General features: G+C 59.0%; 24 protein-coding genes. 11 read left to right on the top strand and 13 right to left on the bottom strand.

What is annotated here, in order from left to right; translation table 11 throughout:
* Nucleotides 1-26: 26 nt before the first annotated feature.
* Nucleotides 27-581, bottom strand: coding sequence for a hypothetical protein (locus tag ACFSYH_RS03095; protein ID WP_377465029.1), 555 nt, complete (start codon nucleotides 579-581; stop codon nucleotides 27-29).
* A 302-nt stretch (nucleotides 582-883) separates the two neighbouring features.
* Complete coding sequence (locus ACFSYH_RS03090; RefSeq protein ID WP_377465028.1) at nucleotides 884-1,546, bottom strand: DUF6318 family protein; 663 nt, start codon at nucleotides 1,544-1,546, stop codon at nucleotides 884-886.
* 441 nt (nucleotides 1,547-1,987) lie between these two features.
* Between ACFSYH_RS03090 and zwf the strand changes: the two genes are divergently transcribed.
* From zwf to pgl, 3 genes are read left to right on the top strand one after another with little or no spacing between them, the layout of a single operon-like run.
* A complete protein-coding gene (gene zwf / locus ACFSYH_RS03085) occupies nucleotides 1,988-3,544 on the top strand; it encodes a glucose-6-phosphate dehydrogenase (RefSeq protein ID WP_377465027.1) in 1,557 nt (518 codons plus the stop codon).
* A gap of 21 nt (nucleotides 3,545-3,565) precedes the next feature.
* The gene (locus tag ACFSYH_RS03080) at nucleotides 3,566-4,486 is read left to right on the top strand and encodes a glucose-6-phosphate dehydrogenase assembly protein OpcA (RefSeq protein WP_377465026.1); all 921 of its coding nucleotides are present in this window, start codon (nucleotides 3,566-3,568) and stop codon (nucleotides 4,484-4,486) included.
* A complete protein-coding gene (gene pgl, locus ACFSYH_RS03075; RefSeq protein WP_377465025.1) occupies nucleotides 4,483-5,223 on the top strand; it encodes a 6-phosphogluconolactonase in 741 nt (246 codons plus the stop codon). The genes ACFSYH_RS03080 and pgl overlap by 4 nt, the downstream gene beginning before the upstream one ends.
* Nucleotides 5,224-5,361: 138 nt before the next feature.
* On the opposite strand, the gene secG is transcribed toward pgl, so the two are convergent.
* From secG to uvrA, 9 genes are all read right to left on the bottom strand, one after another.
* Entirely contained in the window at nucleotides 5,362-5,613 is a 252-nt protein-coding gene (gene secG / locus ACFSYH_RS03070) for a preprotein translocase subunit SecG (protein WP_377465024.1), read from the bottom strand.
* Nucleotides 5,614-5,762: 149 nt separating this feature from the next.
* The gene (gene tpiA / locus ACFSYH_RS03065; protein WP_377465023.1) at nucleotides 5,763-6,554 is read right to left on the bottom strand and encodes a triose-phosphate isomerase; all 792 of its coding nucleotides are present in this window, start codon (nucleotides 6,552-6,554) and stop codon (nucleotides 5,763-5,765) included.
* A gap of 28 nt (nucleotides 6,555-6,582) precedes the next feature.
* Complete coding sequence (locus ACFSYH_RS03060; RefSeq protein ID WP_377465022.1) at nucleotides 6,583-7,782, bottom strand: phosphoglycerate kinase; 1,200 nt, start codon at nucleotides 7,780-7,782, stop codon at nucleotides 6,583-6,585.
* Nucleotides 7,783-7,921: 139 nt separating this feature from the next.
* Complete coding sequence (gene gap / locus ACFSYH_RS03055) at nucleotides 7,922-8,926, bottom strand: type I glyceraldehyde-3-phosphate dehydrogenase (RefSeq protein WP_377465021.1); 1,005 nt, start codon at nucleotides 8,924-8,926, stop codon at nucleotides 7,922-7,924.
* Nucleotides 8,927-9,325: 399 nt separating this feature from the next.
* A complete protein-coding gene (gene whiA, locus ACFSYH_RS03050) occupies nucleotides 9,326-10,306 on the bottom strand; it encodes a DNA-binding protein WhiA (RefSeq protein WP_377465020.1) in 981 nt (326 codons plus the stop codon).
* Nucleotides 10,307-10,345: 39 nt separating this feature from the next.
* Nucleotides 10,346-11,299 carry a gluconeogenesis factor YvcK family protein gene (locus tag ACFSYH_RS03045; protein WP_377465019.1) on the bottom strand — a complete coding sequence of 318 codons (954 nt, stop codon included), beginning with the start codon at nucleotides 11,297-11,299 and terminating at the stop codon, nucleotides 10,346-10,348.
* Nucleotides 11,300-11,301: 2 nt separating this feature from the next.
* The gene (rapZ, locus tag ACFSYH_RS03040; RefSeq protein WP_377465018.1) at nucleotides 11,302-12,240 is read right to left on the bottom strand and encodes an RNase adapter RapZ; all 939 of its coding nucleotides are present in this window, start codon (nucleotides 12,238-12,240) and stop codon (nucleotides 11,302-11,304) included.
* 130 nt (nucleotides 12,241-12,370) lie between these two features.
* Complete coding sequence (uvrC, locus tag ACFSYH_RS03035; RefSeq protein WP_377465017.1) at nucleotides 12,371-14,404, bottom strand: excinuclease ABC subunit UvrC; 2,034 nt, start codon at nucleotides 14,402-14,404, stop codon at nucleotides 12,371-12,373.
* Nucleotides 14,405-17,350, bottom strand: a complete 2,946-nt coding sequence (uvrA, locus tag ACFSYH_RS03030; protein ID WP_377465016.1) for an excinuclease ABC subunit UvrA — start codon at nucleotides 17,348-17,350, stop codon at nucleotides 14,405-14,407.
* A 178-nt stretch (nucleotides 17,351-17,528) separates the two neighbouring features.
* Between uvrA and ACFSYH_RS03025 the strand changes: the two genes are divergently transcribed.
* Nucleotides 17,529-17,819: a YciI family protein gene (locus ACFSYH_RS03025; RefSeq protein WP_377465015.1), complete on the top strand. Its 291-nt coding sequence runs from the start codon at nucleotides 17,529-17,531 to the stop codon at nucleotides 17,817-17,819.
* 253 nt (nucleotides 17,820-18,072) lie between these two features.
* Here ACFSYH_RS03025 and ACFSYH_RS03020 read toward each other — a convergent pair whose 3' ends face one another.
* Together ACFSYH_RS03020 and uvrB are read right to left on the bottom strand one after the other, a co-directional pair.
* A complete protein-coding gene (locus tag ACFSYH_RS03020) occupies nucleotides 18,073-19,050 on the bottom strand; it encodes a TerC family protein (protein WP_377465014.1) in 978 nt (325 codons plus the stop codon).
* A 286-nt stretch (nucleotides 19,051-19,336) separates the two neighbouring features.
* Nucleotides 19,337-21,415: an excinuclease ABC subunit UvrB gene (gene uvrB / locus ACFSYH_RS03015; protein WP_377465013.1), complete on the bottom strand. Its 2,079-nt coding sequence runs from the start codon at nucleotides 21,413-21,415 to the stop codon at nucleotides 19,337-19,339.
* Nucleotides 21,416-21,610: 195 nt separating this feature from the next.
* Here uvrB and moeB point away from each other — a divergent pair, with 195 nt between their 5' ends.
* Genes moeB through ACFSYH_RS02980 form a run of 7 tightly spaced genes read left to right on the top strand, consistent with a single transcriptional unit; the run spans nucleotide 21,611 to nucleotide 26,659 of the window.
* Nucleotides 21,611-22,798, top strand: a complete 1,188-nt coding sequence (gene moeB, locus ACFSYH_RS03010; RefSeq protein WP_377465012.1) for a molybdopterin-synthase adenylyltransferase MoeB — start codon at nucleotides 21,611-21,613, stop codon at nucleotides 22,796-22,798.
* Nucleotides 22,795-23,544 carry a molybdate ABC transporter substrate-binding protein gene (modA, locus tag ACFSYH_RS03005; protein ID WP_377465011.1) on the top strand — a complete coding sequence of 250 codons (750 nt, stop codon included), beginning with the start codon at nucleotides 22,795-22,797 and terminating at the stop codon, nucleotides 23,542-23,544. The genes moeB and modA overlap by 4 nt, the downstream gene beginning before the upstream one ends.
* The gene (gene modB / locus ACFSYH_RS03000) at nucleotides 23,544-24,380 is read left to right on the top strand and encodes a molybdate ABC transporter permease subunit (RefSeq protein ID WP_377465010.1); all 837 of its coding nucleotides are present in this window, start codon (nucleotides 23,544-23,546) and stop codon (nucleotides 24,378-24,380) included. Before modA ends, modB begins: the two co-directional genes overlap by 1 nt.
* The gene (locus tag ACFSYH_RS02995; RefSeq protein WP_377465009.1) at nucleotides 24,377-25,468 is read left to right on the top strand and encodes a sulfate/molybdate ABC transporter ATP-binding protein; all 1,092 of its coding nucleotides are present in this window, start codon (nucleotides 24,377-24,379) and stop codon (nucleotides 25,466-25,468) included. The genes modB and ACFSYH_RS02995 overlap by 4 nt, the downstream gene beginning before the upstream one ends.
* A gap of 2 nt (nucleotides 25,469-25,470) precedes the next feature.
* On the top strand, nucleotides 25,471-26,136 hold the full coding sequence (gene mobA / locus ACFSYH_RS02990) for a molybdenum cofactor guanylyltransferase (protein ID WP_377465008.1): 666 nt from the start codon (nucleotides 25,471-25,473) through the stop codon (nucleotides 26,134-26,136).
* Complete coding sequence (locus tag ACFSYH_RS02985; RefSeq protein WP_377465007.1) at nucleotides 26,133-26,393, top strand: DUF6457 domain-containing protein; 261 nt, start codon at nucleotides 26,133-26,135, stop codon at nucleotides 26,391-26,393. Before mobA ends, ACFSYH_RS02985 begins: the two co-directional genes overlap by 4 nt.
* A complete protein-coding gene (locus ACFSYH_RS02980; RefSeq protein ID WP_377465006.1) occupies nucleotides 26,390-26,659 on the top strand; it encodes a MoaD/ThiS family protein in 270 nt (89 codons plus the stop codon). The genes ACFSYH_RS02985 and ACFSYH_RS02980 overlap by 4 nt, the downstream gene beginning before the upstream one ends.
* The last annotated feature ends 17 nt before the right edge of the window (nucleotides 26,660-26,676 follow it).

Genomic DNA, 26,676 nt, shown 5'->3' with positions numbered 1-26,676 from the left:
CCGCGGCGGAGCAAAATTCACCAGGCTCAGTTCTGGTCGGTTTTTACTTGTGGTTTCACCAGGAGTGGGATGGACTCGGCTATCGGCAACTGCTCGAAGGTCTCTGTCGTGGTGGCTGTCCCTGGGATCGTTTGCCAGGTAACTCCACCATCGGTTGAATAACGCCCTGTCCACGAGGTGGTCAACCCAATGTCGTAGTAGGTGGATTTCTTGTACGTGTAGTCCACCCTCCCGGAAAACCCTGGACGGGCGGCAGGTAATAGTGGACCACTGCTCTCCCCGTTACCGTAGTCCCACATATATGACGATGGGGTTGCCTCCACCAGTACGTGTGTACCTAGTATGTCGGTGGATAGCACTTGTGGTGTGTTCTCAGAGTAGAACCGGACCGGTAGGTTCACGTAGTAGTACTCCACATCGGGGTGGACCGTGATCCCTGAGCCCTTGAGGGGCAGGCGTTGGAAATCCTCAAGACTGACCGTAACTACTGGCGTATTGTTCTCGATGGGGTCTTGGGGGCAATACCCTGGCACATACCTACGCGATAACTCCTCACCGCTGGCAAGATCATAGGTGATCACGGTGTGGTTTTGAACCACAAAATCATCTGGACACGTTAACCGCATCGTTGCGATTTGGCCTTCACAACTGCCCGGTTCAAGTCCGGCAGGACACCCAGGAACCCGCTCAACCCGCGTCGTAGGCGACCTACTAGACTCGCTTGTGCTGACAGCATCTGGCCCGTTACTCGTATTTGTACGCGCAATGCTCTCTTGCACAGAACTGCTCACAGTAGCGCTTCCGCCCACGAACTGCGCCATCAGTTCAGTATCCGCGTTAGCTTCTGTTGTCGTGAGTACTACAAAAGTGACCAGTTCGAAAATCATATCCGGCTCATTTCGCCGAACTCTTCGACTAGCCAGTAGTTCCCAAGCCGATAGATGACTATCGCTCCGTTGAAGACAAGTGATTCGGTCTCTTTGACAAGACCGTCACGGTTCCACGTCTCATATTTATCCGCATGAAAATTGATATCAAATGCGAAGACCGCTCCTTCATTCTCTAGAAGAACTGGCTCATTCTCATATGTTGAATGGAATCCTAGGTGCCATTGGTTGAGTTCTTCAACCGTTGTAGTGGCTTCGATGAATCCTTGGCAGGCAGTGCATTCGGGGCCGGAGATGGTTTGTAGAAGTTCGGTGTTTCCGGTTGCTGCGGTGTAGTTCAGTACCTCGAGGAAGTAGTATGCGAACGCTCGTGCTCCGTTTTCGCTGAGTTCGTTAGCGGTAGAGGGTTGGATGGGTTGAGCGATCATGCGTGGGTCTGGGCGTTTAAGGACTTCGGGCTCGTCTTCCACAAGCTCGCCTGGCGTAACAGTGGTATCGGTGGCTGGTGGTGGAGTGAAGTACTCGACCGGCTCATTGGAGCATGCTGCTGTTGACGTCACCAAGGCCAGACCCAACAACACTGTGAGGAGTCGGCTGGGACGGGTGAGGCATTGCCGGTGCTGATGGCGTGAAGGCGTGGGGTGGTTGTTCGAGGTCACGTCCACTATCCCACCAATATCCACCCGTAGGTTGGAATGGGAGCATCTATCCTGTGGACAAACGTCACTGCCGTCCAGGCTGGTGTACTTGCGAGTGGGATGAGTTCCACTCACGGCAGAAGAAACTGAAGGACAAGGTGAGGTGGGGCTGGAAAATACAGGCTCGTCGGCAATATGTGCGAACTACACGCTGCTGGCCGCGAGTACTGTCCTGTGTGACAAGAAAAGCCAGATAGTTGCAGGTCGTAGAGATTTGGTGATGTGATTCTCATCAACTTGCAGTGCGGGAGATCACGAGCCGCCAATTCTCGCTACATAACCTGTGGCCGGAATATGACCACAGTCAACGTGCGTTATGCGAGGCGGATAAGATTCAACAGAGGTATGCCCGCAACCTGACGTGGCCTTGCATTCGTGCAGACCGCGCCTCATCTACCAAGAATGGTGACTACCAACGTGCCTTCATCGACGCATGGAACAGTGAAGAACCCGCTCCGGGATCCCCGCGACATCCGTCTCCCCCGTATTGCTGGGCCCAGTGGCCTCGTGATTTTCGGTGTGACCGGTGACCTCGCGAAGAAGAAACTCATTCCTGCGGTCTATGACCTCGCAAATCGCGGTCTGTTGCCTCCGGGATTCGCACTGACCGGGTTTGGCCGCCGTGACTGGAGCGATGAGGACTTCGCGCAGTACTGTCGCGATGCGGTCGAGCAGTTTGCGCGTACCAAGTTCCGTGAGTCTGTGTGGGCGGAGTTCTCCGGTGGCATCCGATTCGTCCAGGGTACGTTCGATGACCCTGAGGCATTCGCCCGCCTGTCCAAGACGGTCAAGGATCTCGACGAACACCGAGGAACCGGCGGTAACCACGCTTTCTACCTGTCCGTTCCCCCGAGCGCATTCCCCGTGGTGTGCAAGCAACTCGCAAACTCGGGTCTTTCCACATCCGAAGAGGGTGCTTGGCGTCGCGTGGTGATCGAGAAGCCGTTCGGACACAACCTGGAAAGCGCGCGCGAACTCAACGACGTGGTCTCCGAGGTGTTCCCTCCAGAATCCGTGTTCCGGATCGACCACTATCTGGGTAAGGAAACCGTTCAAAATATCCTGGCGTTACGTTTCGCCAACCAGATGTACGAACCCCTGTGGAACTCGAACTATGTAGATCACGTACAGATCACCATGGCCGAGGACATCGGTATCGGCTCGCGTGCCGGCTATTACGACGGCATTGGCGCGGCCCGCGATGTCATTCAAAACCACCTCCTGCAACTCCTCGCGTTCACTGCCATGGAAGAGCCTGCATCCTTCGCCGCAGAGCACCTGATCGCTGAGAAGATCAAGGTACTCTCCGCCGCACGCGTCCCTGATGACATCGACGCTCACACGGCACGCGGCCAGTATCTTGCAGGCTGGCAGGGCGGTGAGGAGGTCAACGGATATTTCGATGAGGACGGTATCTCCTCCGATTCAATCACTGAGACGTATGCGGCCATCCGTGTGGACATCGCAAACCGCCGATGGGCCGGTGTTCCGTTCTATCTGCGTGCCGGAAAGCGTCTGGGACGACGCGTCACGGAGATCGCGGTCGTGTTCAAGAAGGCACCCCACCTGCCATTCGAGACAACCGACACCTCCAAGCTCGGTCAAAATGCGGTAGTGATCCGGGTGCAGCCAGACGAGGGGGTCACCCTGCGGTTGGGGGCAAAGGTTCCCGGCACCGCGATGGAGGTTCGCGATGTCACGATGGACTTTGGATATGGTCACGCCTTCACCCAGTCCTCCCCCGAAGCCTACGAGCGACTCATTCTCGACGTGCTCCTCGGGGATCCACCGCTATTCCCACGGCACGAGGAAGTTGAGTTGTCCTGGCAAATCCTCGACCCGATCACCGAACACTGGGAATCCCACGGCAAGCCAGACACCTACCGCGCCGGTACCTGGGGTCCAGCAAGCGCTGACGAAATGCTCGCACGTGACGGCCGCACCTGGCGCCGTCCATAACCTTCGAGGAATGACGAACACATGATTATCGATATTCCAGACACCACAGCGAGCAAGGTTGCACGCAAACTGGTCAAGGTCCGCGAAGACGGTGGACAGATCGCACTGGGCCGTGTCCTCAACCTCGTGATTCTCGCCCAACCGGATGAGATCGAATCCTCGATCGAGGCAGCCAATGCGGCATCCGCGGAGCATCCGTGCCGCATCATCGTCGTCTCAGACGTCGGCGCATCAGATTCTGACGTGTTGAACGCCCAGATTCGCGTTGGCGGCGACGCAGGGGCCTCTGAGGTCATCGTGTTCAGCGCAGCAACCGAGGTCGTCGCACACACGGACACCCTGATTATGCCGTTGCTGCTGCCAGACGCACCGATCGTTGCCTGGTGGCCAAGCGTAGTGCCCGATTCCCCTGCCAATGAGCCCATCGGTTCCATGGCGCATACCCGCCTCACCGACTCGGTGAACTCAGACAACCCTCAGGCCAACATCCGCAAACTGAGGGAAAACCACGTTCCTGGCGACGTTGACCTGGCGTGGACTCGCGCAACTGTATGGCGTGGACTCGTGGCAACGGCCTTGGACCAGCCTCCGTTCGACCCTGTCACTGCGGTAGAGATTGCCGGGGACGCGGCTCACCCCTCACTCGATCTCCTTGGCGCCTGGCTTGCGAACGCCCTTGATGTGCCCGTGACACTCCAGCCGATTGAAGGCGCACTGGGTCTCACGAAGGTTCTACTCAAGCGTGACTCCGGGGACATCGAGTTCACCCGCAATGATGGCAAGCGCGCGACGCTCCGCCAGCCCAACATGCCTGAGCAGCACATCAATCTACCCATCCGTAGCCTTGAGGACTGCCTTGCCGAGGAACTACGCCGCCTGCACCCGGACATGTTCTACTCCGAGGTGCTTCTCAAGGGACTCCCTAAGGTCGTGATCGTGTGAGTGAACGTCTCGTAGTTGTGCACCCGACACCACAGATCCTTGCACAGGCTGTGGCGGTACGGCTCCTGACCGAAATTCTGGACCGCCAGTCCGTGTCCTCGCCCGTACATGTTGCCCTCACAGGCGGCACCGTGGGTATTGCCACGCTCGCGGAGGCTGCCAAATCGTCGCTGGTGGAAGCAATCGACTGGAGCAACGTCCACCTGTGGTGGGGCGATGAACGCTTCCTGCCGCAGGGCGACAAGGACCGCAACGAGGTCCAGGCACGTGACGCGTGGCTCGACTCACTCGACGGCCTGCCCGAGGAGAACATCCACTTCATGCCACGTGCAGTTGACGGGTACACCGTCGAGCAGGCCGCTGCTGATTACGCCCAGGAGTTGAAAGCACATGCATCCGAGGAGGCGGATGTACCGCACTTCGCTGTCGTGCTTCTCGGTATGGGACCAGACGCGCACATTGCCTCGCTGTTCCCACATCACGCTGACGCGGAGCAGAACGACGCTCCCGCGATTCCAGTTCGAAACTCCCCCAAGCCTCCTCCGCTACGGGTGTCGCTCACCTTTGACGCGATCCAGAGCGCTGACGAGGTCTGGGTTATCGCCGCGGGTGCTGAGAAGGCCCCAGCCGTTGCTCAAGGACTAGCTGGCGCTCCACGCTCTGAAGCCCCTGTAAGCGCCGCACAGGGGCGCTCACGGACCCTCTGGCTCCTCGATGCAGCCGCTGCCACCGTGTAGCGGGAACCCAAACAGCAAATGGCCCGATGTTCATGATGAACACCGGGCCATTTTCGTCCACATCGTCTCGATCCCTCAAAAGAGTCTACGACTGTACGACGAAAGTCTTATAGAACTACCTCAACCGCTTGGACAGGGTTACAGAACCTTTTGCAGCAAGCCCAAAAGGATCACTGCAGCACCCCATACGAGTGCCATGCCAATGGTCAACTTATTCAGGTTGCTCTGCGCGTTACCGGCGTTACCGATGGATGTCGAGACACCGCCACCAAACATGTCGGAAAGACCGCCACCCTTGCCCTTGTGCATGAGAATGAGCAGAACCAACAAGAGGCTCGTCACCACGAGGATTACTTGAAGGGTGATCTGGAGGATTACCACGAGTGTCATTCCTTAAGTGTTAGCCCCAAGAGTGTCGGGGCGTCGAAATCGTCAGCACACGAGTGCCAGCCATTAGATTAATCGAAAATAGCATGTAAACGCCACACGGCCCGCCGTCTACCAAGATGTAGACAGCGGGCGCGTGACTTTGAGATGCGTCAGGCGGCCGGGCCCTGGAAGTTCACGATCTTTGCGAACTCTTCTGGGTCGAGGCTTGCGCCACCGACGAGAGCGCCGTCGACGTCCTGTTCCGCCATGAGCTCGACGATCGAGGAGGACTTGACCGAGCCACCGTACAGAACGCGAACAGCATCCGCGACCTCCGCGGAGTACAGTTCAGCGAGGCGGGCACGGATTGCTGCTGCGACCTCCTGTGCGTCTGCGGGGGTTGCAACCTCACCGGTTCCGATAGCCCATACTGGCTCGTATGCGATGACGACCTTTGCCGCGTCCTCGGCCGAGATACCCTCAAGCGCACCGTCGACCTGTGCGAGGGTGAAGGGCACCTGCTCGCCGGCCTTACGAACCTCAAGCGGTTCGCCAACGCAGATCACTGGGACGACGCCGTGAGCGATTGCGTTCTTGGACTTGGCGTTGACGAGCGCGTCGTCCTCACCGTGGTACTGACGGCGCTCGGAGTGGCCGATCGCAACGTACTTCACGCCAAGGTTCGCGAGGAACACTGGGGAGATTTCTCCGGTGTATGCGCCCGAAACCTGTGCGGAGACGTCCTGCGCTCCGTACGAGATCGACAGTTTGTCCGAGTCCACGAGGGTCTGAACGGAACGGATGTCGGTGAACGGAACCAGCACGGTGGCCTCGACCGCGTCGAAGTCGTGCTTTGCGTCCTTGAGAGCCCATGCGAGCTTCTGAACGGTGTGAATTGCCTCGTTGTGGTCGAGGTTCATCTTCCAGTTACCCGCGATGAGCGGGGTACGTGCGTTTGCCACGTTGTCTACCTATCTGTGTCTTTGTTGCTCAGGCGTCGAGGACTGCGATGCCTGGGAGTTCCTTACCCTCAAGGAACTCGAGGCTTGCGCCACCACCGGTTGAGATGTGGCTGAAGCCAGCCTCGTCGAAGCCGAGGATGCGTACAGCGGCAGCGGAGTCGCCACCACCGACAACGGAGAAAGCACCGTTGGCCGTTGCGTCTACGATACCCTGTGCGACTGCGCGGGTTCCGGCGGAGAATGCCTCAAACTCGAACACACCGGCTGGGCCGTTCCAGACGATGGTCTTGGAGTCAGCAAGCTTGGAGGCGAAGAGCTTCTGGGATTCTGGTCCGATGTCGAGACCCATCTGGCCCTCTGGGATGGCGTCTGCGGCAACAACGGTTGCTGGTGCGTCTGCCTTGAACTCAGGCGCCACAACGATGTCGACTGGGAGAACGATTTCTACACCGTTCTTTTCAGCGGTCTCGAGGTAACCCTTAACGGTGTCGATCTGGTCTTCTTCGAGGAGCGAGTTACCTACCGAGTAGCCCTTTGCTGCAAGGAAGGTGAAGAGCATTCCGCCACCGATGAGCAGGCGGTCTGCCTTGCCTAGGAGGTTCCCAATGACGCCGAGCTTGTCGGAGACCTTGGAGCCACCGAGTACCACGGTGTATGGGCGTGCTGGGTTGTCGGTTGCCTTCTTGAGGGACTCGACCTCCTTGAGCACGAGGGTTCCAACTGCCGCAGGAACTGCCTTTGCGATGTCGTATACGGACGCCTGCTTGCGGTGGACAACGCCGAAGCCGTCGGAGACAAAGAAGTCAGCGAGCTCTGCAAGGTCTGCTGCGAGCGAGGCGCGCTCTTCGTCAACCTTGGAGGTCTCACGTGCGTCGAAGCGAATGTTTTCGAGGAGGGCTACTTCGCCGTCTCCGAGAGCGGCAACGGTTGCCTTTGCCGACTCGCCCACGGTGTCCTGCGCCAAGGTGACCTTGGCACCGAGCAGTTCTTCTAGGCGGGTTGCCACTGGTGCGAGTGAGTACTTGGCTTCTGGAGCACCCTTTGGACGTCCGAGGTGCGCGGTGATGATGATCTTGGCGCCAGCTTCTACCAAAACCTTGAGGGTTGGCAGTGCTGCACGGATGCGGCCGTCATCAGTGATGGTCTGGCCGTCGAGTGGAACGTTGAAGTCAGAGCGGACGAGTACGCGCTTGCCGCGAAGATCGCCGAGATCTGCAATGGTCTTCATAGGACTCTCCTGAAAAAGATGAGGTTTGTGGGCACAAGAACGCCCGCGTGTGTGACTCGCCGGGTTGGCTTATCACTCACGCGGGCGATCTCATGATGTTTTCGGGATCAACCCGTGATGTTCGCGGATGCGAACTCGATCAGAGGCTCTCGCCAACCTGAACGGTGAGGTCTACGAGACGCGAGGAGTATCCCCACTCGTTGTCGTACCACGAAACAACCTTGACCTGGTCGCCGATAACCTTGGTGAGGCCAGCGTCGAAGATCGAGGATGCTGGGTCGGTCACGATGTCCGAGGAAACGATTGGGTCCTCGGTGTACTTGAGGATGCCCTTGAGTGCGCCTTCAGCAGCTTCCTTGATTGCTGCGTTGACCTCTGCAACCGTTACCTCGCGGGAAGCGGTGAAGGTCAGGTCGGTTGCAGAACCGGTTGGGGTTGGAACGCGGAGTGCGTATCCGTCAAGCTTGCCCTTGAGCTGTGGCAGAACGAGGGAAACAGCCTTTGCAGCACCGGTCGAGGTAGGAACGATGTTGATTGCGGCTGCACGTGCGCGGCGGAGGTCCTTGTGTGGGCCGTCCTGCAGGTTCTGGTCACCGGTGTATGCGTGGATGGTGGTCATGAGGCCACGCTCGATGCCGAACTTCTCGTCCAGAACCTTAGCCATTGGTGCGAGGCAGTTGGTGGTGCAGGATGCGTTCGAGATGATGTGGTGCTTCGCTGGGTCGTACTGGTCGTTGTTCACGCCGACGACGAAGGTTGCGTCTTCGTTGCTTGCTGGTGCGGAGATGATGACCTTCTTCGCACCTGCATCGATGTGTGCCTGTGCCTTGGTTGCATCAGTGAAGAAACCAGTGGACTCGATGACGATGTCAGCGCCGAGCTCACCCCATGGGAGGTCTGCTGGGTTGCGCTCTGCGAGTGCGCGGATCTTCTTGCCGTCTACGGTGATCGAGTCGTCGTCGTACGATACTTCCTGCTTCAGGACACCGAGAACGGAGTCGTACTTGAGCAGGTGCGCAAGGGTCTTGTTGTCGGTAAGGTCGTTGACACCAACGATTTCGATGTCTGCGCCCGACTCCAGGATTGCGCGGAAGAAGTTACGGCCGATACGGCCGAAGCCGTTGATTCCGACGCGGGTGGTCACAATGCCCTCCTCTGGCGCGCCGGGTTCTCCGACGCACACTCATTTAGTGTTTTCTGGACGAGCCACACTCAGACCACTGTCAGTAATCTTCGTGGTGTGTGCTCGCGGCTTCTGATTCATCCCGCCGCATCAAACTGACGCGCAACGGTTCATCTGACAGGTAAAATCCTATACCGTTTTTCTGAGTTTCGTGAGGACGATGGTCCCTCAAAGCAGATTTTTTACGGACCGCGTCATAAAACTCCGAGATGGGGCGGAAAATGGTGGAGTTTTTGCCGTTTCTTCACCCATGTCAGGCTGTGAGACGCTGACCACAATGCCCAAATCGTGGCACGGCACATCGTGCTATATCCGCGTGAAACCATCGGGGCACTTCAGCCGCTGCTTGGCGCAGAATGCTCAGACGTCGAGCAGATCCGATGACAGTCCAGCCTCGGTGTCCGGGATGCCCAGTTCTTTTGCTTTTTTGTCTGCGGTGGCAAGGAGACGGCGGATCCGGCCAGCCACGGCGTCCTTGGTGAGTGGTGGGTCAGCGAGTTGGCCGAGTTCCTCCAGGGAGGCTTGCTTGTGAGCGAGGCGCAGTTCCCCTGCCTCACGCAAATGCTCAGGCAAGTCATCGCCAAGAATCTCAAAAGCGCGTTCGACGCGCGCACCAGCCGCAACGGCGGCGCGGGCGGAGCGGCGCAGGTTGGCGTCATCAAAATTGGCGAGCCGATTTGCCGTGCCGCGGACCTCGCGTCGCTGGCGTCGCTCCTCCCACACCTCGAGGACGTCCTTGGCACCGATACGCTGCAAGAGTTGGCTGATCGCCTCGCCGTCGCGGATGACCACACGGTCGACACCGCGCACTTCGCGCGCTTTCGCAGTGATTCCCAGGCGACGAGCAGCACCTACCAGCGCGAGGGCGGCCTCCGGTCCGGGGCAGGTTATCTCGATTGCCGACGAGCGGCCTGGCTCTGTGAGCGACCCGTGCGCGAGGAATGCCCCGCGCCAGGCAGCCTCCGCCTCGGCAACGCCCGCGGAGACGATCTGCGGTGGCAGGCCTCGTACCGGACGCCCACGTGAATCGAGGAGGCCTGTCTGGCGTGCCAGCGATTCACCATCCTTGACTACCCGCACAACGTACCGGGCACCGCGACGCAGGCCACCACCGGACACGGTGATGAGTTCGCTCTGGTGTCCATACACCTCGGCGATGGTGGTGCGTAGCCGGTTCGCGGCCACGGCCGTATCGAGTTCAGCCTCAATGACAATCCGGCCCGAGATGATGTGCAGCCCACCAGCGAACCTCAACATCGCAGAAACCTCAGCCTTGCGGCAGTTGGTCTTGTCCACTTTGAGGCGGGCCAGTTCATCTTTAACTTGAGCGGTAAGTGCCATACAGCAATCTTGCCACTGAAGTGGACATCGCGTGACGGGTTAGGACGAGATTAGTCCCACATCACCCAGGAAATCGTCAAAAACATCCCGATACGCGGCAGCCAGACGCAATGAGTCGTGCCGTGCCGTGCCGTCACCCACCCGGACCTGCCGGAACAGCACTCGTGCACCCAGCCTGCCCGCCTCGTCGACAAGCAGATCCGTATCGTCGACCGACGACGGATCAGCCAAGACCGCGTCGATTCGGAGGTTGGGTGCGTGACGGCGTAACGCGGACAGATGATCGGCGGCACTCATCCCGAGCGTCTCAGACACCGAGGTGCCCAGGTTCATCGTCACGCACTTACGCGCGCTCGTGTCATGCAGTGCGTGGGAGATCTCTGGGACCAAGAGGTGCGGCATCACGGAACTAAACCACGACCCAGGCCCCAACACGATCCAGTCAGCGTCCATGATCGCCTCCACCGCCTCCGGACAGGCAGGCGGATTGTGCGGGACCAAACGGAGCTGCTCAACATGGCCTGCTGTCGAAGCGACCAACGACTGACCATGCACGGTGAACTGCTGATCACCCACCAGCATGTCCGCCTCGATCTCAAGCGGAACAGCAGCCATCGGCAAGACCCTGCCGCGCGACCGCAGCAGGCGCCCGACCCAGTCGAGTCCGCTGACCTTGTCATCGAGAAGTTCCCACAACGCAACGATCAACAGATTGCCCACGGCATGGTTGTTCAAGCTGCCCTGCGAGGAAAACCGGTGTTGCAACAGGTCACGCCACGTGCGACCCCACTCCGAGTCATCACACAGAGCCGCTAGCGCCATACGCAGGTCACCCGGCGGCAGAACGTCCAGTTCCTGGCGCAATCTGCCCGATGAACCACCATCATCCGCTACCGTTACAACGGCAGTCAGATGCTCCGTCATCAACCGCAACGCGGAAAGGGACGCAGCCAGACCATGCCCGCCGCCCAACGCGACAACAGACGGATGCACGCTCACTCCTTACCCAGATCACGAGCCGCAACCGCAACCCGAAAACCACGTTCCCGCAGTCGACGCCCGATCTCCTCAGACACCGCGACCGACCGGTGTTTGCCACCAGTGCAGCCAACGGCAACCGTGGCATAGCGCTTCTCCTCATTCAGATAACCCGCAAACACCGGTTCAAGCGCAGCAATGTAGCGTTCGATGAACTCGTGTGCGCCCTCAAGTCCAAGCACATAGTCACTCACCGGTCTGTCACGCCCAGTCAGATGCCGCAACTCATCGATCCAATACGGGTTCTTCAACCAGCGCATGTCCACCACATGATCCGCGTCCAACGGAATCCCGTACTTGAAGCCGAACGAGATCACATTGATCCGTAGCGAGTCTTCCTGATCCGTCGTGATGGTCGCACGAACCTCACGCGCTAGGTCATGCACGTTCAAGTTCGAGGTGTCGATGAAATAGTCCGCACGAGCTCGAAGGACCGCGAGCTGTGACCGCTCCGTTATGATGCCGTCAAGAATACGGCCATCGCCCTGTAATGGGTGGGGCCTGCGCACCTGCTCGAATCGACGCACCAGGACCTCATCCGAGGCGTCCAGGAACAACACCCGGAAAACCACATTCGCCTGTTTGAAGTTCTGCAGCACATCGTATAGATCCTGGAAGAACTCCCGCCCACGCACATCGACGACGGCGGCCAGACGGTAGATCGTCGATCCGGTGTGCGTCATCATTCCAACAAGTGGGATAAGCATCTTGGGCGGCAGGTTATCGACCACATACCAGTCCAAGTCTTCCAGCACCTCAACGGCTTTCGACTTTCCCGCTCCAGACATGCCGGTAACGATCAGGACCTCGGAAAACTGCGATTGAGGTCCATGCGCTGCTGCGTCCACGGCCGGGATACCTTGCGGGACGGTAAAGGGGTTGGGCTCATGCGTCATGACACAAGCATGCCAAACTATCCGCCCTGTACTCCTGAGCAACGCTCGGCGCGGCTCAGGTTGCCCGAGGTTCAACCGCTCCTGCAAGGAGTTGAGTTGATATGGAATGCATCTCGGAGGAACTGGAGGGCTACTCGAGATCTGCGGCTTCGCTTGCTTCGGGGACGCTGTCTGCACCCACCGGAACAGGTTTGTCTTTCCCCACGTGCAGCGCGTCGAACACATTTTGCGCCGTTTTCTGCGCGAACCCTGGCACCGCGGCTATGTCTTGGACCGTGGCCTTCTTGAGGTTCTTGACCGAACCAAAATGCTTGAGCAGTGCCTTCTGCTTGGCTGGCCCCAAACCCTTAATGCCATCGAGCGCGGAGTTCACCATACCTGCGGAACGGCGTTTGCGGTGCGCGGTGATGGCAAAACGGTGTGCTTCATCGCGCAGGCGTTGAAGCATGTACAGGCCCTCCGAACTGCGTTTCAGGATCACCGGATAGTCATCGTCTGGTAGCCACACCTCTTCAAGGCGTTTCGCCAGACCGCACAGTGCCACATCCGTGATGCCGAGATCACCCAGTGCCCTGTGCGCCGCAGCAACCTGTGGCTGGCCACCGTCGACCACCACGAGACTGGGGGCGTAGGCGAACCGCTTCGGGTCCTGGGCCAGTGCCTCGTCCTCGTCCATGGAAATCTCGCCGCTGGATACGATCAGTTCGTCCTCTGAGGCCCGTTCCTGGTCTTTGAGGTAGCGCTTGAACCTGCGGTGGATGACCTCGTACATCGCTGCCGTGTCGTCGCGTGCTCCCTCCCCTTCAGGGCCGCGCACGTTGAACAGGCGGTACTGGTTCTTCTTGGCCAAGCCATCCTCGAAAACCACCATCGAGGCGCTCTGATAGGTGCCCTGATTGTGGGAGACGTCGTAACACTCGATACGTAGCGGCGCAGAGTCGAGTCCGAGGGCTTCCTGGATCTCTCTGAGGCCCTGCGAACGGGTGGTCAGATCCGATGACCGTCGCGTGCGATGCAAGGCCAGCGCCTGCTGCGCATTGGTCAAAACCGTTTTGGCGAGTTCGGCCTTCTCGCCGCGCTGCGGCACCTTCACGGTCACCGCGCTCCCCCGGATATCGGAAAGCCAGGTGGTGATCTCGGCGAGGTCTTCGGGGAGGACTGGTACCAGAACCTCACGTGGAACGGCTGATTGGCGCTGCTTCACATCCTCATGCTGCACGCCCGCGGGTGCCTCCGAATAGACCTGCTGCAACAGGCGCTCAACGAGTTCGGCATCGCTCAGGTCTTCGACCTTTTCTACGATCCAGCCACGTTGCCCTCGGATACGCCCACCGCGCACATGGAACACCTGCACGGCAGCTTCGAGCTCATCGGAGTGCAGCGCAAAGATATCGGCGTCGGTCGCATCTGACAGCACGACCGCGTTGCGCTCAAGTGTGCGCTTGAGCGCATTGACGTCGTCTCGAAGCCGAGCAGCCGTCTCGAAGTCGAGTTCCGCAGCCGCAGCGCGCATGCGCTCCTCGATCTTCTTGATGAAGCGTCCCGTGTCGCCTGCTACGAAGTCACAGAAGTCCTCCGCCAGTTGACGGTGGTCTTCCTCGCTGATCCGTCCGACGCACGGCGCGGAACACTTATCAATGTATCCGAGCAGACAGGGCCGTCCCGAACGTTGGGCGCGGTTGTACACGCCACTCGAACAAGTGCGTATAGGAAACACGCGTAACAGTTGATCCAGGGTCTCGCGGATCGCCCACGCATGCCCGAACGGGCCAAAATAGCGGTTGCCTGCCTTCTTGGCACCGCGCATCACCTGCGCCCGAGGCACCACCTCGGACATCGTGACCATGAGATACGGGTAGGACTTGTCATCCTTGTACTTGACGTTGAATCGCGGATCGAACTCCTTGATCCACGAGTACTCGAGCGAGAGCGCCTCAACCTCGGTGTTGACCACAGTCCACTCCACGGCGCTTGCCGTGGTGACCATGGTTTGTGTCCGTGGATGCAGCACAGAGAGGTCTTGGAAGTAATTGGACAGGCGCGAACGCAGGTTCTTGGCCTTGCCCACATAGATGACCCGACCGTCTTTGTCACGGAACCGATAGACGCCCGGGTTGGTTGGGATCTCCCCGGGCGCTGGACGGTAGGTTGACGGGTCTGCCATTTAGGATGCCTTCTTGACCCTGGTAGCACGAGATGAGGCCGTCTTTTTCTTCAGGGGACGCGCTGCTCCAACCTCTGGAACCATCTCGCCAAGCGGCACCACGCCATCCTTGTCCAGAATCTCCCTGAGGAACCTTCCCGTGTGCGAGGCGGCAACCTGGGCGACCTGTTCTGGAGTACCCTCGGCAACCACAGTCCCACCTCCGGAACCGCCCTCAGGCCCCATGTCGATGACCCAGTCGGAATTCTTGATGACATCGAGGTTGTGCTCGATAACGAGAACAGTGTTGCCCTTGTCCACGAGCCCTTGCAGGACCAGCAGCAACTTACGAATGTCCTCAAAGTGCAAGCCGGTCGTAGGCTCATCCAGCACGTAGATAGCCCGGCCAGAAGTACGCTTTTGCAGTTCTGACGCCAGTTTCACGCGCTGCGCCTCACCACCGGACAGGGTGGTGGCAGGTTGGCCAAGTTTCACGTATCCAAGACCGACGTCCACGAGGGTGTGGAGGTGACGTGCGATGCTTGGAACAGCGGAGAAGAACTCAGCTGCCTCCTCGATCGGCATTTCAAGGACTTCCTGGACGTTCTTGCCCTTGAAGTGCACCTCAAGCGTCTCGCGGTTGTAGCGTGCGCCGTGACAGACCTCGCAGGGAACATAAACGTCCGGCAGGAAGTTCATCTCAATCTTGAGGGTTCCATCACCAGAACATGCCTCGCAGCGTCCGCCCTTCACATTGAACGAGAAGCGGCCAGGCCCGTAACCGCGCACCTTTGCCTCGTTCGTCTCGGCAAACAGCTTACGGATGTTGTCCCACACGCCGGTGTAGGTGGCTGGGTTCGACCGTGGCGTACGACCAATGGGGCCTTGGTCAACGTGCACGACCTTATCGAGTTGCTCAAGTCCTTCCACGCGACGGTGGAGACCTGGGACCCGACGTGCGCCGTTGAGCTTGTTCGCCATGACCGTGTAGAGAATCGAGTTCACGAGCGTGGACTTACCGGAGCCCGAAACGCCGGTCACTGAGGTGAGTACACCCAATGGGAAGTCAACGGACACGTTTTGCAGGTTGTTTTCGCGCGCTTCGACAACCTTGACCTGGCGTGCAGGATTCACTTGTCGGCGAGCGTCTGGCAACTCGATCTTCCGAGCGCCAGTGATGTACTGACCGGTCAGAGATTCCTTGTTCTTTAACAGTTGCTTATACGTGCCGGAGTGGACCACCTTACCGCCGTGCTCTCCAGCGCCCGGGCCGATGTCAACGATCCAGTCTGCCGTGCGGATGGTGTCTTCATCGTGTTCAACCACGATGAGGGTGTTACCCAAGTCCCGCAAACGCGTGAGCGTATCGATCAGGCGGCGGTTGTCTCGCTGGTGCAGACCGATCGACGGCTCGTCCAGTACGTACAACACGCCAACGAGTCCCGAGCCGATCTGCGTGGCAAGGCGAATGCGCTGCGCCTCACCGCCGGACAGGGTTCCTGCTGCGCGTGACAGTGTCAGGTAGTCGAGTCCCACGTCGAGCAGGAAGCCCAGGCGGTCCTGGATTTCCTTGAGAACGGCGGCAGCGATCTTGGCCTCACGCTCGGTGAGTTCCAAGGCGTCAAGGAATGGCTTGCACTCCTTGATCGACATCTCCGAGATTTCCGCGATGGATTTGCCACCGACCTTCACCGCAAGCACCTCGGGCTTGAGGCGGGTGCCCTTACAGGTTGGGCATGGGACCTCGCGCATGAAGGCTTCGTACTTGTCCTTTGACCACTCCGAGTCGGTTTCCTCGTGACGCCGTTTGATCGTCGCGATGACACCCTCGAAGCCGGTTGTATAGGCGCGGTCACGCCCCCAACGGTTGCGATATTTGACCTGGACCTTAAAGTCCTTGCCGTGCAGGATGGCCTTTCGCACGTTGGCGGGCAGATCTTTCCACGGGGTGTTGAGAGAGAAGTCAAGTTCCTCAGCGAGTGCCATCAACACGCGGTCATAGTACTCCGAGGAGGAACCCGCCCACGGCGCGATGGCGCCCTCGTTGATCGACTTCTCATCGTCCGGGATGACCAGATCCGGATCCACCTCAAGGCGAACACCGATACCCGTGCACTGAGAGCAGGCACCGTAGGGTGCGTTGAAGGAGAACGTGCGTGGCTCGATCTCATCGAGTGTTAGTTCATGGTCGTTCGGGCAGGCACGCTTTTCTGAGAAGCGACGTTCCCGTTCAGGATCGTCGGCTGGAAGATCAACGAATTCAACTATAACGAGACCGTCCGCAGCGGTGAGAGCGGTTTCAATCGAGTCGGTCAGGCGCTGTTTGATCGTCGGTTTGATTGCCAGGCGGTCAACCACGACCTCAATGGTGTGCTTGATCTGCTTTTCGAGTGTCGGCGGGGACGACAACTGGTGGATCTCACCGTCAACGCGGGCCCGAGCGAATCCCTTGCTCTGTAGTTCGGCGAAGAGTTCCTGGTACTCCCCCTTGCGTCCGCGTACGACGGGTGCGAGAACCTGAAAGCGGGTGCCCTCCTCTAGCGCCATGAGGCGGTCCACGATTTGCTGCGGTGTCTGGGCGGTGATTCGCTCGTGACAGACGGGGCAGAACTGGGTTCCGGCACGTGCAAAGAGCAGACGCAGGTAGTCGTGTACCTCGGTGATGGTGCCCACGGTCGAGCGGGGGTTGCGGTTTGTGGACTTCTGGTCGATCGAAACCGCCGGCGAAAGCCCTTCGATGAAGTCCACATCCGGTTTATCCATCTGTCCAAGGAACTGTCTCGCGTACGCGGACAGGGATTCGACATAGCGTCGCTGCCCCTCAGCGAAGATGGTGTCAAAGGCGAGCGAGGATTTACCGGAGCCGGATAGGCCCGTGAACACGATCAGTTGGTCTCTCGGAAGATCAATACTGATGTTCTTCAGGTTGTGTTCGCGGGCACCCTGGACAATTAAGCGATCAGTCACCGTGTCATTCTATGCGACAACCGGCCATATCGTACATATGTTCGAAGCGTGTTGTGCGTTCGATTTTTAACACCACCCCTTGCCCAGCCACATACTCGTGCAGGTGGACGACGGATTTACGCCGATGGATCACGAGACGTTTCATCGTCAGGGAAGCGCTCTGTGGTTAGATTCACGTATGAACACCTACGCGATCACCTATGTTTACTCATCTGATACGGCGGCGCTTGACGAGCACCGCCCAGCACACCGTGCGTACCTCGGCGCTCTCGCTGTGGCTGGCTCGATTCTTGCCTCGGGGCCTGTGAGTCAAGGCGATATGTCGGGCGCCTTGATCATCGTGCGCGCTGAGAATACCGATGCGGCGCTTGAGTTGTTGTCACAGGATCCATTCTGGCTGCAAGGACTGGTAGTGGACCGCGCAGTGGTCGAGTGGAAGATTGTGATTGGCAAATGGGCGCAGTCTTAAACTGCCCGTAGTGCTTGATTGTGCGTCTCGGCTCGGTGTGCGTTTGCTTGGTGACGATCCGGCTACGTTCCAGCATCTAGCTGGTATGCGTAGATAGTCAGCGTGATGGACGGAGGGCTGGGTGAACTCGCGTGAAGCGATGTCACCCAGCCCTCCGTATCTATGGTGCCGAGAGCCTCTCTAGTTCTGAGATGCTTCTAGTGCCGCAGTACTGTGCGCCCACCAACGGCCCTATTCCCAACGACTGTAAGCCTCAGGAGTCGATGAGTTCTTTCTCCCGATCGTCCTTGCGTGACTTGATAAGGGATGCAATCGTGGTCACGATCAACGTTCCAAAGATGACGAGCATCGAGGTGGTCGTACTAATCTCTGGAGCGCCAAGAACAGGCTGACCACCGTTGATGAACGAGAGTTCGTTGACGTGCAGCGCGTGCAATACCAACTTGACTCCGATAAAGCCGAGGATCACGGCGAGACCGTAGTTGAGGTACACGAGTCGCTCGAGCAGGCCGTCCACGAGGAAGAATAGTTGACGCAGGCCAAGCAGCGAGAACGCGTTGGCGGCAAACACGATGTATGCGTCTTGGGTGATACCGAAGATTGCTGGGATCGAGTCGACGGCGAAGAGCAGGTCAGCAGAACCGATCGCTACCATCACGATCAGCATGGGCGTGACCATGCGGCGGCCGTCAACCTTCACGAAGACCTTGTCGCCCACGTAGTCATCGGTGAGTGGGAGTACCTTGCGCAGTTGGCGAATCAACGCGTTTTCCTTGTACTCCTCGTCTTCCTGCGGCATTGCCTGGTGAATCGCGGTCCAGATCAGGAATGCCCCGAAGATGTAGAACACCCACGAGTAGTTCTCGATAACCGCTGCGCCGAGCAGGATGAAGAAGGTGCGGAAGATCAGCGCGACGACGATTCCGAAGAGCAGGACCTTCTGTTGGTCCTCACGAGGCACCCGGAATGCGGTCATGATGAGGATGAACACGAAAAGGTTATCGAGTGACAACGACTTTTCGGTGACGTAGCCGGTGAAGTACTCGACTCCGGCGGTCGATCCCATGACGCCCCAGATGATAAATCCGAAGACGATCGCGATCGCAACGTAGACGGCAGACCAAATCCCAGCTTCTTTGAGGCTGGGAGCGTGTGGTTTGCGGACGTGACCGACAAAGTCGACGGTCAGCATGACGATGATAAGGGTTACTGTCACGATCCACAGGATCATGTGTTGGGTATCTAGCAATAGAACCTCCGGTACATAGTTCGGGCACCGAAGGTCTCTCCCGCCTTAACGCGCATACCGATTCACCGCGTGGTGATGGACTGTTAAGGCTTGCAATACCGGGTCAGTCGTCGGGACTGCCGTGATGACGGAGTTGCAATTGGTGGGATACTCCCCTTCAAACAAATTCAATTATCCAACACACAGCGCATAAACGTTATTCCGAATGGCTGTAATTGTGTGCGACCTCGGTCACTCCCATTCAAGGTCAGGCGGGAGTGACCGGAGACTACTTAGTGGCCTCGTTGATCTGACGCAGTTCCTTCTTCAGGTCTGAGATCTCATCGCGCAGGCGCCCTGCCAACTCGAACTGCAGTTCCGCAGCAGCCTCATGCATCTGCTCGGTCAACTGCTTGATGAGTTCACCGAGATCAGTGGTTGCGGACACAGTGAACGCCTTCTCAACCGCAGAATCGGCAGCTTTGCGGTCCAGCGCCTTTCGATATCCGCCGGACAGCAGTTCTTGGGTGTCGATGTCCTCGCGAGCCAGCATGTCCGTGACGTCTGCGATCTTCTTGCGCAGTGGCTGGGGGTCAATACCGCGTTCGGTGTTGTAGGCGATCTGCTTGTCGCGGCGGCGTTCAGTCTCCTCAATCGCTTGGGCCATCGCCGGGGTGATCGAGTCGGCGTACATGTGCACCTCACCGGAAACGTTACGTGCGGCACGGCCGATAGTCTGAATCAGGGAGCGCGGGGAACGGAGGAAGCCCTGCTTATCGGCATCAAGAATGGCTACGAGCGATACCTCTGGCAGGTCGAGCCCTTCGCGCAGCAGGTTGATTCCCACCAGTACGTCGTATTCGCCGAGGCGTAGTTCGCGCAGTAATTCCACCCGGCGCAGAGTGTCGATGTCTGAGTGTAGGTAGCGTACGCGCACTCCCTTGTCCAAGAAGTAGTCGGTCAGGTCCTCGGCCATCTTCTTGGTCAGGGTGGTCACCAGAACGCGTTCGTCCTTTTCAACGCGTGTGTTGATCTCGTGGAGCAGATCGTCGATCTGTCCTTTGGTGGGCTTCACGGTGACCTGTGGGTCCACGAGTCCGGTTGGCCGAATGATCTGTTCAACGGTTCCATCCGAAAGCGCGAGCTCGTAGTCTCCCGGGGTTGCCGACAGGTAGACGGTCTGACCGATACGTTCGACGAACTCCTCCCACCTCAGCGGACGGTTGTCCATCGCGCTTGGCAACCGGAACCCGTGTTCGACCAGGCTGCGCTTGCGGGACATGTCTCCCTCGAACATGGCTCCGATCTGGGGAACGGTCACGTGGGACTCGTCAATGATGAGCAGGAAGTCATCTGGGAAGTAGTCGAGCAGCGTGTGCGGGGCGGTGCCCGCATCACGGCCATCGATGTGACGGGAATAGTTCTCAATACCCGAGCAGGAACCAACCTGCCGCATCATTTCAATGTCGTAGGTGGTGCGCATGCGCAGACGCTGGGCTTCGAGGAGTTTGTTCTGGCGTTCGAGTTCAGCCAGGCGCTCTTGCAGTTCCGTCTCAATCGAGTTGATTGCGCGCTCCATGCGCTCTGGGCCTGCGACATAGTGGGTGGCCGGGAAGATATGGATCGTCTCAACCTGGGTGACTATCTCACCCGTCAGCGGGTGCAGCGTGTAGATCGCGTCAATCTCATCGCCAAAGAACTCCAGCCGGATGGCCAGTTCCTCGTACACGGGAATGATCTCGACGGTGTCCCCCTTGACGCGGAACGTCCCGCGGGTAAACGCCAGGTCATTGCGGCTGTACTGCATCATGACGAACTGACGGAGCAACTCGTCGCGGTCGATCTCGTCGCCCACATCGATCTGCACCATGCGCTCGACGTATTCCTGAGGGGTACCAAGACCGTAGATGCAGGACACCGATGCGACCACAACGACGTCGCGTCGGGTGAGCAGCGAGTTGGTGGCCGAGTGTCGCAACCGCTCGACCTCCTCATTGATTGAGGAGTCCTTCTCGATGTAGGTGTCCGTTTGCGCGATATACGCTTCGGGCTGGTAGTAGTCGTAATACGAGACGAAGTACTCAACGGCGTTGTTGGGCAGCAACTCGCGGAACTCGGTTGCCAGCTGCGCTGCAAGGGTCTTGTTGGGAGCCATGATCAGCGTTGGACGCTGCACCTCCTCGATCAGCCAGGCGCTGGTTGCCGATTTACCGGTACCGGTGGCACCGAGCAGCACGATGTCTTTTTCACCGGCACGCAGGCGTGCGGCCAGGTCCGCGATTGCGGTTGGCTGATCACCTGAGGGCTGGAATTCAGAAACAACTTCGAACTGGGTGTTTGCCCGCTGGATCTCTAAGTCAGGACGCATGTTTCTAAACTATCGCGCCCCACTGACATTTAGCGCATCGCGGATTGGGTTCAACTGGCTGCGCACTCCTACCCCACCTTGAGCATTTCCGGTGCGTGACATGGACGTAAAACCCTCGTATAGGACCCACATCTAGGACCTTTTTCACTACTTTTCTCGTTTTTATCCTGTTTAACTGTCCGTATGCCTCCGCTGATGCCTGCACAACACACACCGGGAAACACCCCTGAGTTGCGTCCCGACCAGTTTGAACGTTATGCACGGCATCTCACGCTGCCGCAGGTAGGTATTGCCGGTCAGCAGGATCTCCTTGCTTCTCGAGTGCTCGTGGTCGGTGCGGGTGGATTGGGCGCTCCGGTACTGACGTACTTGGCTGCTGCGGGGGTTGGCAGCATCACGGTCATTGACGACGACACCGTGTCGCTCTCCAACCTGCAGCGTCAGGTGTTGTTCACGACCGCTGATGTTGATCAGCCCAAGGCAGAGGTTGCACATCGGGCCTTGAGCACACAGAACCCGGATGTCACAGTGCGTGCGATCAACGAGCGCTTAACCGCCGCGAATGCCGATGAACTCGTTGCCGCCGCAGATATTGTGATCGATGGGACGGATAACTTCGACACGCGTTACCTCCTCAACGATGCCTGCGTTGCTGTAGGTGTTCCGTATGTATGGGCTGCGATCTATCAGTTCGACGCGCAGGTGTCCGTGTTCGGATACAACGATGGTCCCTGCTATCGCTGTCTGTTTCCTCGTCCACCGCTGCCCGGCACGGTTCCGTCGTGCGCCTCGGGCGGTGTCATCGGTGTTCTACCCGGCATGGTGGGCACGCTCCAGGCGATGGAAGCCGTCAAAATCCTATTGGGAATCGGCATGCCGCTCTCGGGCAGGATCGCTGTACTCGATGCGCTCTCCACGGGTTGGCAGTATCTGCCGCTGGCAAAGAACCCTGAATGCCCCACCTGCAGTGTTCCCATTGGCGACGAGTCAGATGCCTTCCAGCAGCCCGTCGCTGTGGGTGGATGTGCATCCAGCATCCGCGGTGCGGATGCGGACACTGAGCGCGACGGCATGGCGCTGGGTGGCGAGGTGGAAGATCCGCTTGACCGGGTCGTCGCCAATCTGCCTGAGAACACGCTCTTACTCGATGTCAGAACTCGAGCTGAGCATAGCGAATACGCCATTCCCGCATCGCTCAACATTCCCCTTGATGAACTCCTCGCGGAGCCCGCCAAGGTGCCGCAGGCACCGGCAACGTTGGTGTACTGCGCCTCGGGAAAGCGTTCCGCAATTGCGGTCGCCGCCCTGACAGCATCCAACAGAAAACAGGTAAGTCACCTCACAGGTGGTCTTGCCGCCCTCACAGAGAGAAATCACCAGTGAAAACCACTCGTATCATCAATGCGCGGCGCGTCGCTGTTGCCCTGCTCGTCGCGCTGACTCTGGGAGCCACCACAGTGGGGTGTTCCTCATCGGCCGATGAACCCAGGGAAATAACGGTCTTTGCCGCCGCATCCCTGCGCGCCTCATTTGAGGAACTGGGGCAGAGCTTTGAGACGAACGAGGGCGTCAAGGTCAACTTCAACTTCGGCAACTCGCACGCACTCGCCGTGGGCATCGCCGAGGGCAACGCGGGAGACGTGTTCGCCAGCGCGGATCTTGCCGCAATGGACGATGCAAACATCACCGACTTCGAACAATTCGCAACCAACGAACTCACCGTCGCGGTCCGCACCGACACCACAGATGCGCCCACGACCCGCGAGGAACTTGAGAGCGTGGGCATCGCCCAGTGCGTCGAAACCGCACCGTGTGGCATCCTCGCCCGCGAATTCGCCGCCACCAACAACCTCGACCTAGACATCCGCACCGAAGGGTCAGACGTATCGAACACCTTCGCGGCGCTGCTGACCGATCAGGTCGATGCCGCCCTCGTCTACTCAACCGATGCCACAGGCAATGTAGACACCGTGATCGCTGATATCCCTGACCTCACGTTCCCCGCGACCACATATGGAATCGCACCTACAAGCGACGTGGCCACGGCGCAAGAATTCGTCGACTTCGTGCTGAGCGCAGAGGGCCAGGCGGTTCTTGCCAACTACGGTTTCGGAGAAGCACAGAAGTAATGCGAACTGTGCCGCGCACCCCGAGCACGCCGCGCAGTAAAAACACGCGGCGTGGTTCGACCGCGCTGCCGCGCTGGGCAGGGCTCAGCGCGGCAGTCGCCTGCATGTTTCTCGCCGTACCGCTCCTCGCGCTGCTTGTCCGCGTACCGCTAGCACGAGTACCTCAGGTGCTCGCCCAACCGTCCGTGCGTGATGCGCTCACGCTTTCACTGACCACAGCCGTTACCGCGGCTCTGATCGCAACGGTGATTGGCGTGCCAACGGCCTGGTGGCTGGCGCACAATACGCGTCGAATCGGCGGTTTCGTGCGCACAGTCGTTTCCGTGCCGCTCGTGCTTCCCCCGGTCGTTACCGGGGTTGCGCTACTGTACACATTTGGCCGACGCTCCTGGATCGGTACCTGGTTCGAGGCCTTTGGCATACAGATTCCCTACAGCGTTGCGGCAATCGTGATAGCTCAGACATTTGTTGCCATGCCATTCCTGGTCACCAACATGGAATCCGCGTTCACAACGCTCGGTGGCAAACACTTCGAAGCCGCACTGACCTACGGAATGTCCCCGCTCCGGGCGTTCTTCTCGGTTGTGCTGCCAGCAGTCAAGCCCGCGGCGATCGCCTCCATCGCCCTTGGCTTCGCGCGCGCCCTCGGCGAGTTCGGGGCAACCCTCACCTTTGCCGGAGCCGTTAAGGGACACACCCAAACCCTGCCCACCGCCATCAATGAGTTTCTCGGATACGACCTCGACGCCGCGCTCACCGCATCCGCTACTATGCTGCTCATTTCCTGCATCATCCTTGGAGTATTGCGAATGCGCACAAGGGACCAGGCTCTATGACACTGAACTGCACAATCACCGGAAACGCCGCACGGAACCTCCCACTAGACATCTCCTTAAACGTGGAACCAGGAATGCGGGTCGCCCTCGTGGGCCCAAACGGTTGCGGAAAGACCTCGACCCTACGAATTCTCGCAGGATTGGATGCCGCTGAGCACGGCACCACCATCAGTCTCAACAACCGCACGCTCCTCACCGACACCGCACGAACCTCGGTTCACGCCTGGCAGCGCGGCATACCCATGGTGTTCCCAGAACCACGACTTGTTCCCTCATTTACCGTGCACCGCAGCGTCGAACAGGTCGCCAAACTCAAGCGCACGCGCACCGCAGCACACAACATCACACAGGAACTCCTACGCGCATTCGATATAGAACATCTGCGTGACCGCCGTGTTCGAACACTGTCATCTGGACAAACCGCACGCGTCTCACTCGCCCGCGCACTAGCCTGCGAAGGCGGAGCGCTCCTACTCGATGAACCGTTTGCGAATCTGGACAGTGGTTCCGCCTCAGAGTCTCGTCGCCTACTGAGCAGATATGCCACCGAGCACGACCTCCCCCTCATATTCACCAGCCACCAGGTGCTCGACGTATTTGCGCTTGCCACCCACATCGCGGTGCTGGAAGCGGGAGAACTAGTGCAGTTCGCATCAGTCAGTGAAGTCGCTTCTCTCCCCCGCTCACATTTTGCCGCAGAGTTCCTTGGACTCAACCTCATTCCAGTTGCCGCAAACACTGACTCTCACGCCGCGATCATTGCGATGGACGCCTCCGCCCCCACGCCATGCGAGGTGCACCTCGATTACGCACCCTCCGCCAGCCGGTTTGTGTCCTGCGCTCCCACCGACGTAACCCTTGAACTGCCCACCAGTTCACCATCCGATTTGGTCTCAACACGCAATCACTGGACCATGCAGGTCAGCCACATCGAGGTCATGGGTTCCCTCGCCAGAGTCGAACTCGAAGGTCTGTTCCCACTTCGTGCTGATATCACCACTCGGTCCGTTGCCCACCTTGCACTCCAGCCAGGAACAACGGTGAGGGCAAGCATCAAGGCAACTGCACTACGCCTCTACGGAGCCTAAATATGGCGCATCAACACATTCGCCCAACCATGGCCCTCATCGTCGTTGCAGGCGGGGCAAGCCAACGAATGGGAGGAACCGACAAAGCCCTCCTGCAGGTGGACGGAAAGTCCTACCTCCAACACGTCATCAGCGAGGCAGCACCACACTGCGTGGAGACCGTGATAGTTGGCCCGCGCCGTGACCTTGACCCAGGCAACGCGGTGAACTGGACCGTGGAGGACCCGCCGGGCTCAGGCCCACTCGCAGGACTCGCAGCCGGATTCGCCGCGCTTCGCAGCCAAGCCACGCACTGCGCTGTCTTAAGTTGCGATGCCCCATTTGCCGGTCGTGCACTGCCCAGGCTCCTTGCACACTTGATCTCCCTACGCGAGAAGAGAAAACCCTGCGATGCCGTTCTGGCGCAGGACGGTGCAGGCTACCCGCAACCCCTCATCGCCGTCTACGACCGACCCGCCGCCGACTACGCGCTGAAACGACTACGCGCTGACAACCGCATCGAGAACTCACCACTTCGATTGCTGAGACAATCACTGAGAACCGCCACACTCGAGATCAGTGACCTCGAAAGCCTGGATGTTGACACCACGGCGGACCGTGACACGCTCGAACGATTGCTCCACTCCCAAAACATGGAAACCCAACGCACACAGAAAGCAGGACAATGAACGTCACCGTAGCCCAGTGGGCGCAACGACTTGCCACCACCCTTGAACTCGGTACGGAAACAGCTCTCGAACCCGAAATCGTCGAGTTGCTAGACCTCACCCGCGAGGTCGCGCACAACGTCGCCCGCCCCGCCGGCCCAATCTCCACGTACTACGTCGGGCTTGCCGTTGGCCTGTCAGGCGGCGACAACAACAAGGCACGCGAGATCATCGCGGCGATCCGTGAACTCGTGCCAGCCCCAACAAGCGAGTCATGATGAACACCGGTCAATACACGGTGACGTTCACCTACTACGCTGCGGTACGGGCAGCGGCACAGGGAATCCACACCGAAACCTTCACGGCCGCCTCCATAGCCGACGCCCGGACACAGGCCATCAACCAGCACGGCTCCGAGTTCGAACAGGTTGTGGCACGCAGTTCCTACCTCTTGGACGGACTACGCCAAGACGGTCGAGACTTCGAACTTCCACTCACCAGGAACGTCGCCGTAGATGTTCTACCGCCATTCGCAGGTGGGTAGACACTGGCGGACAAAAC

The organism is Populibacterium corticicola, from assembly GCF_042683685.1.
In the GTDB taxonomy this organism is placed as follows: domain Bacteria; phylum Actinomycetota; class Actinomycetes; order Actinomycetales; family Cellulomonadaceae; genus Timonella; species Timonella corticicola.
The sequence above is the reverse complement of the archived record's forward strand: the minus strand, read 5'-3'. Positions and strand labels throughout refer to the sequence as shown.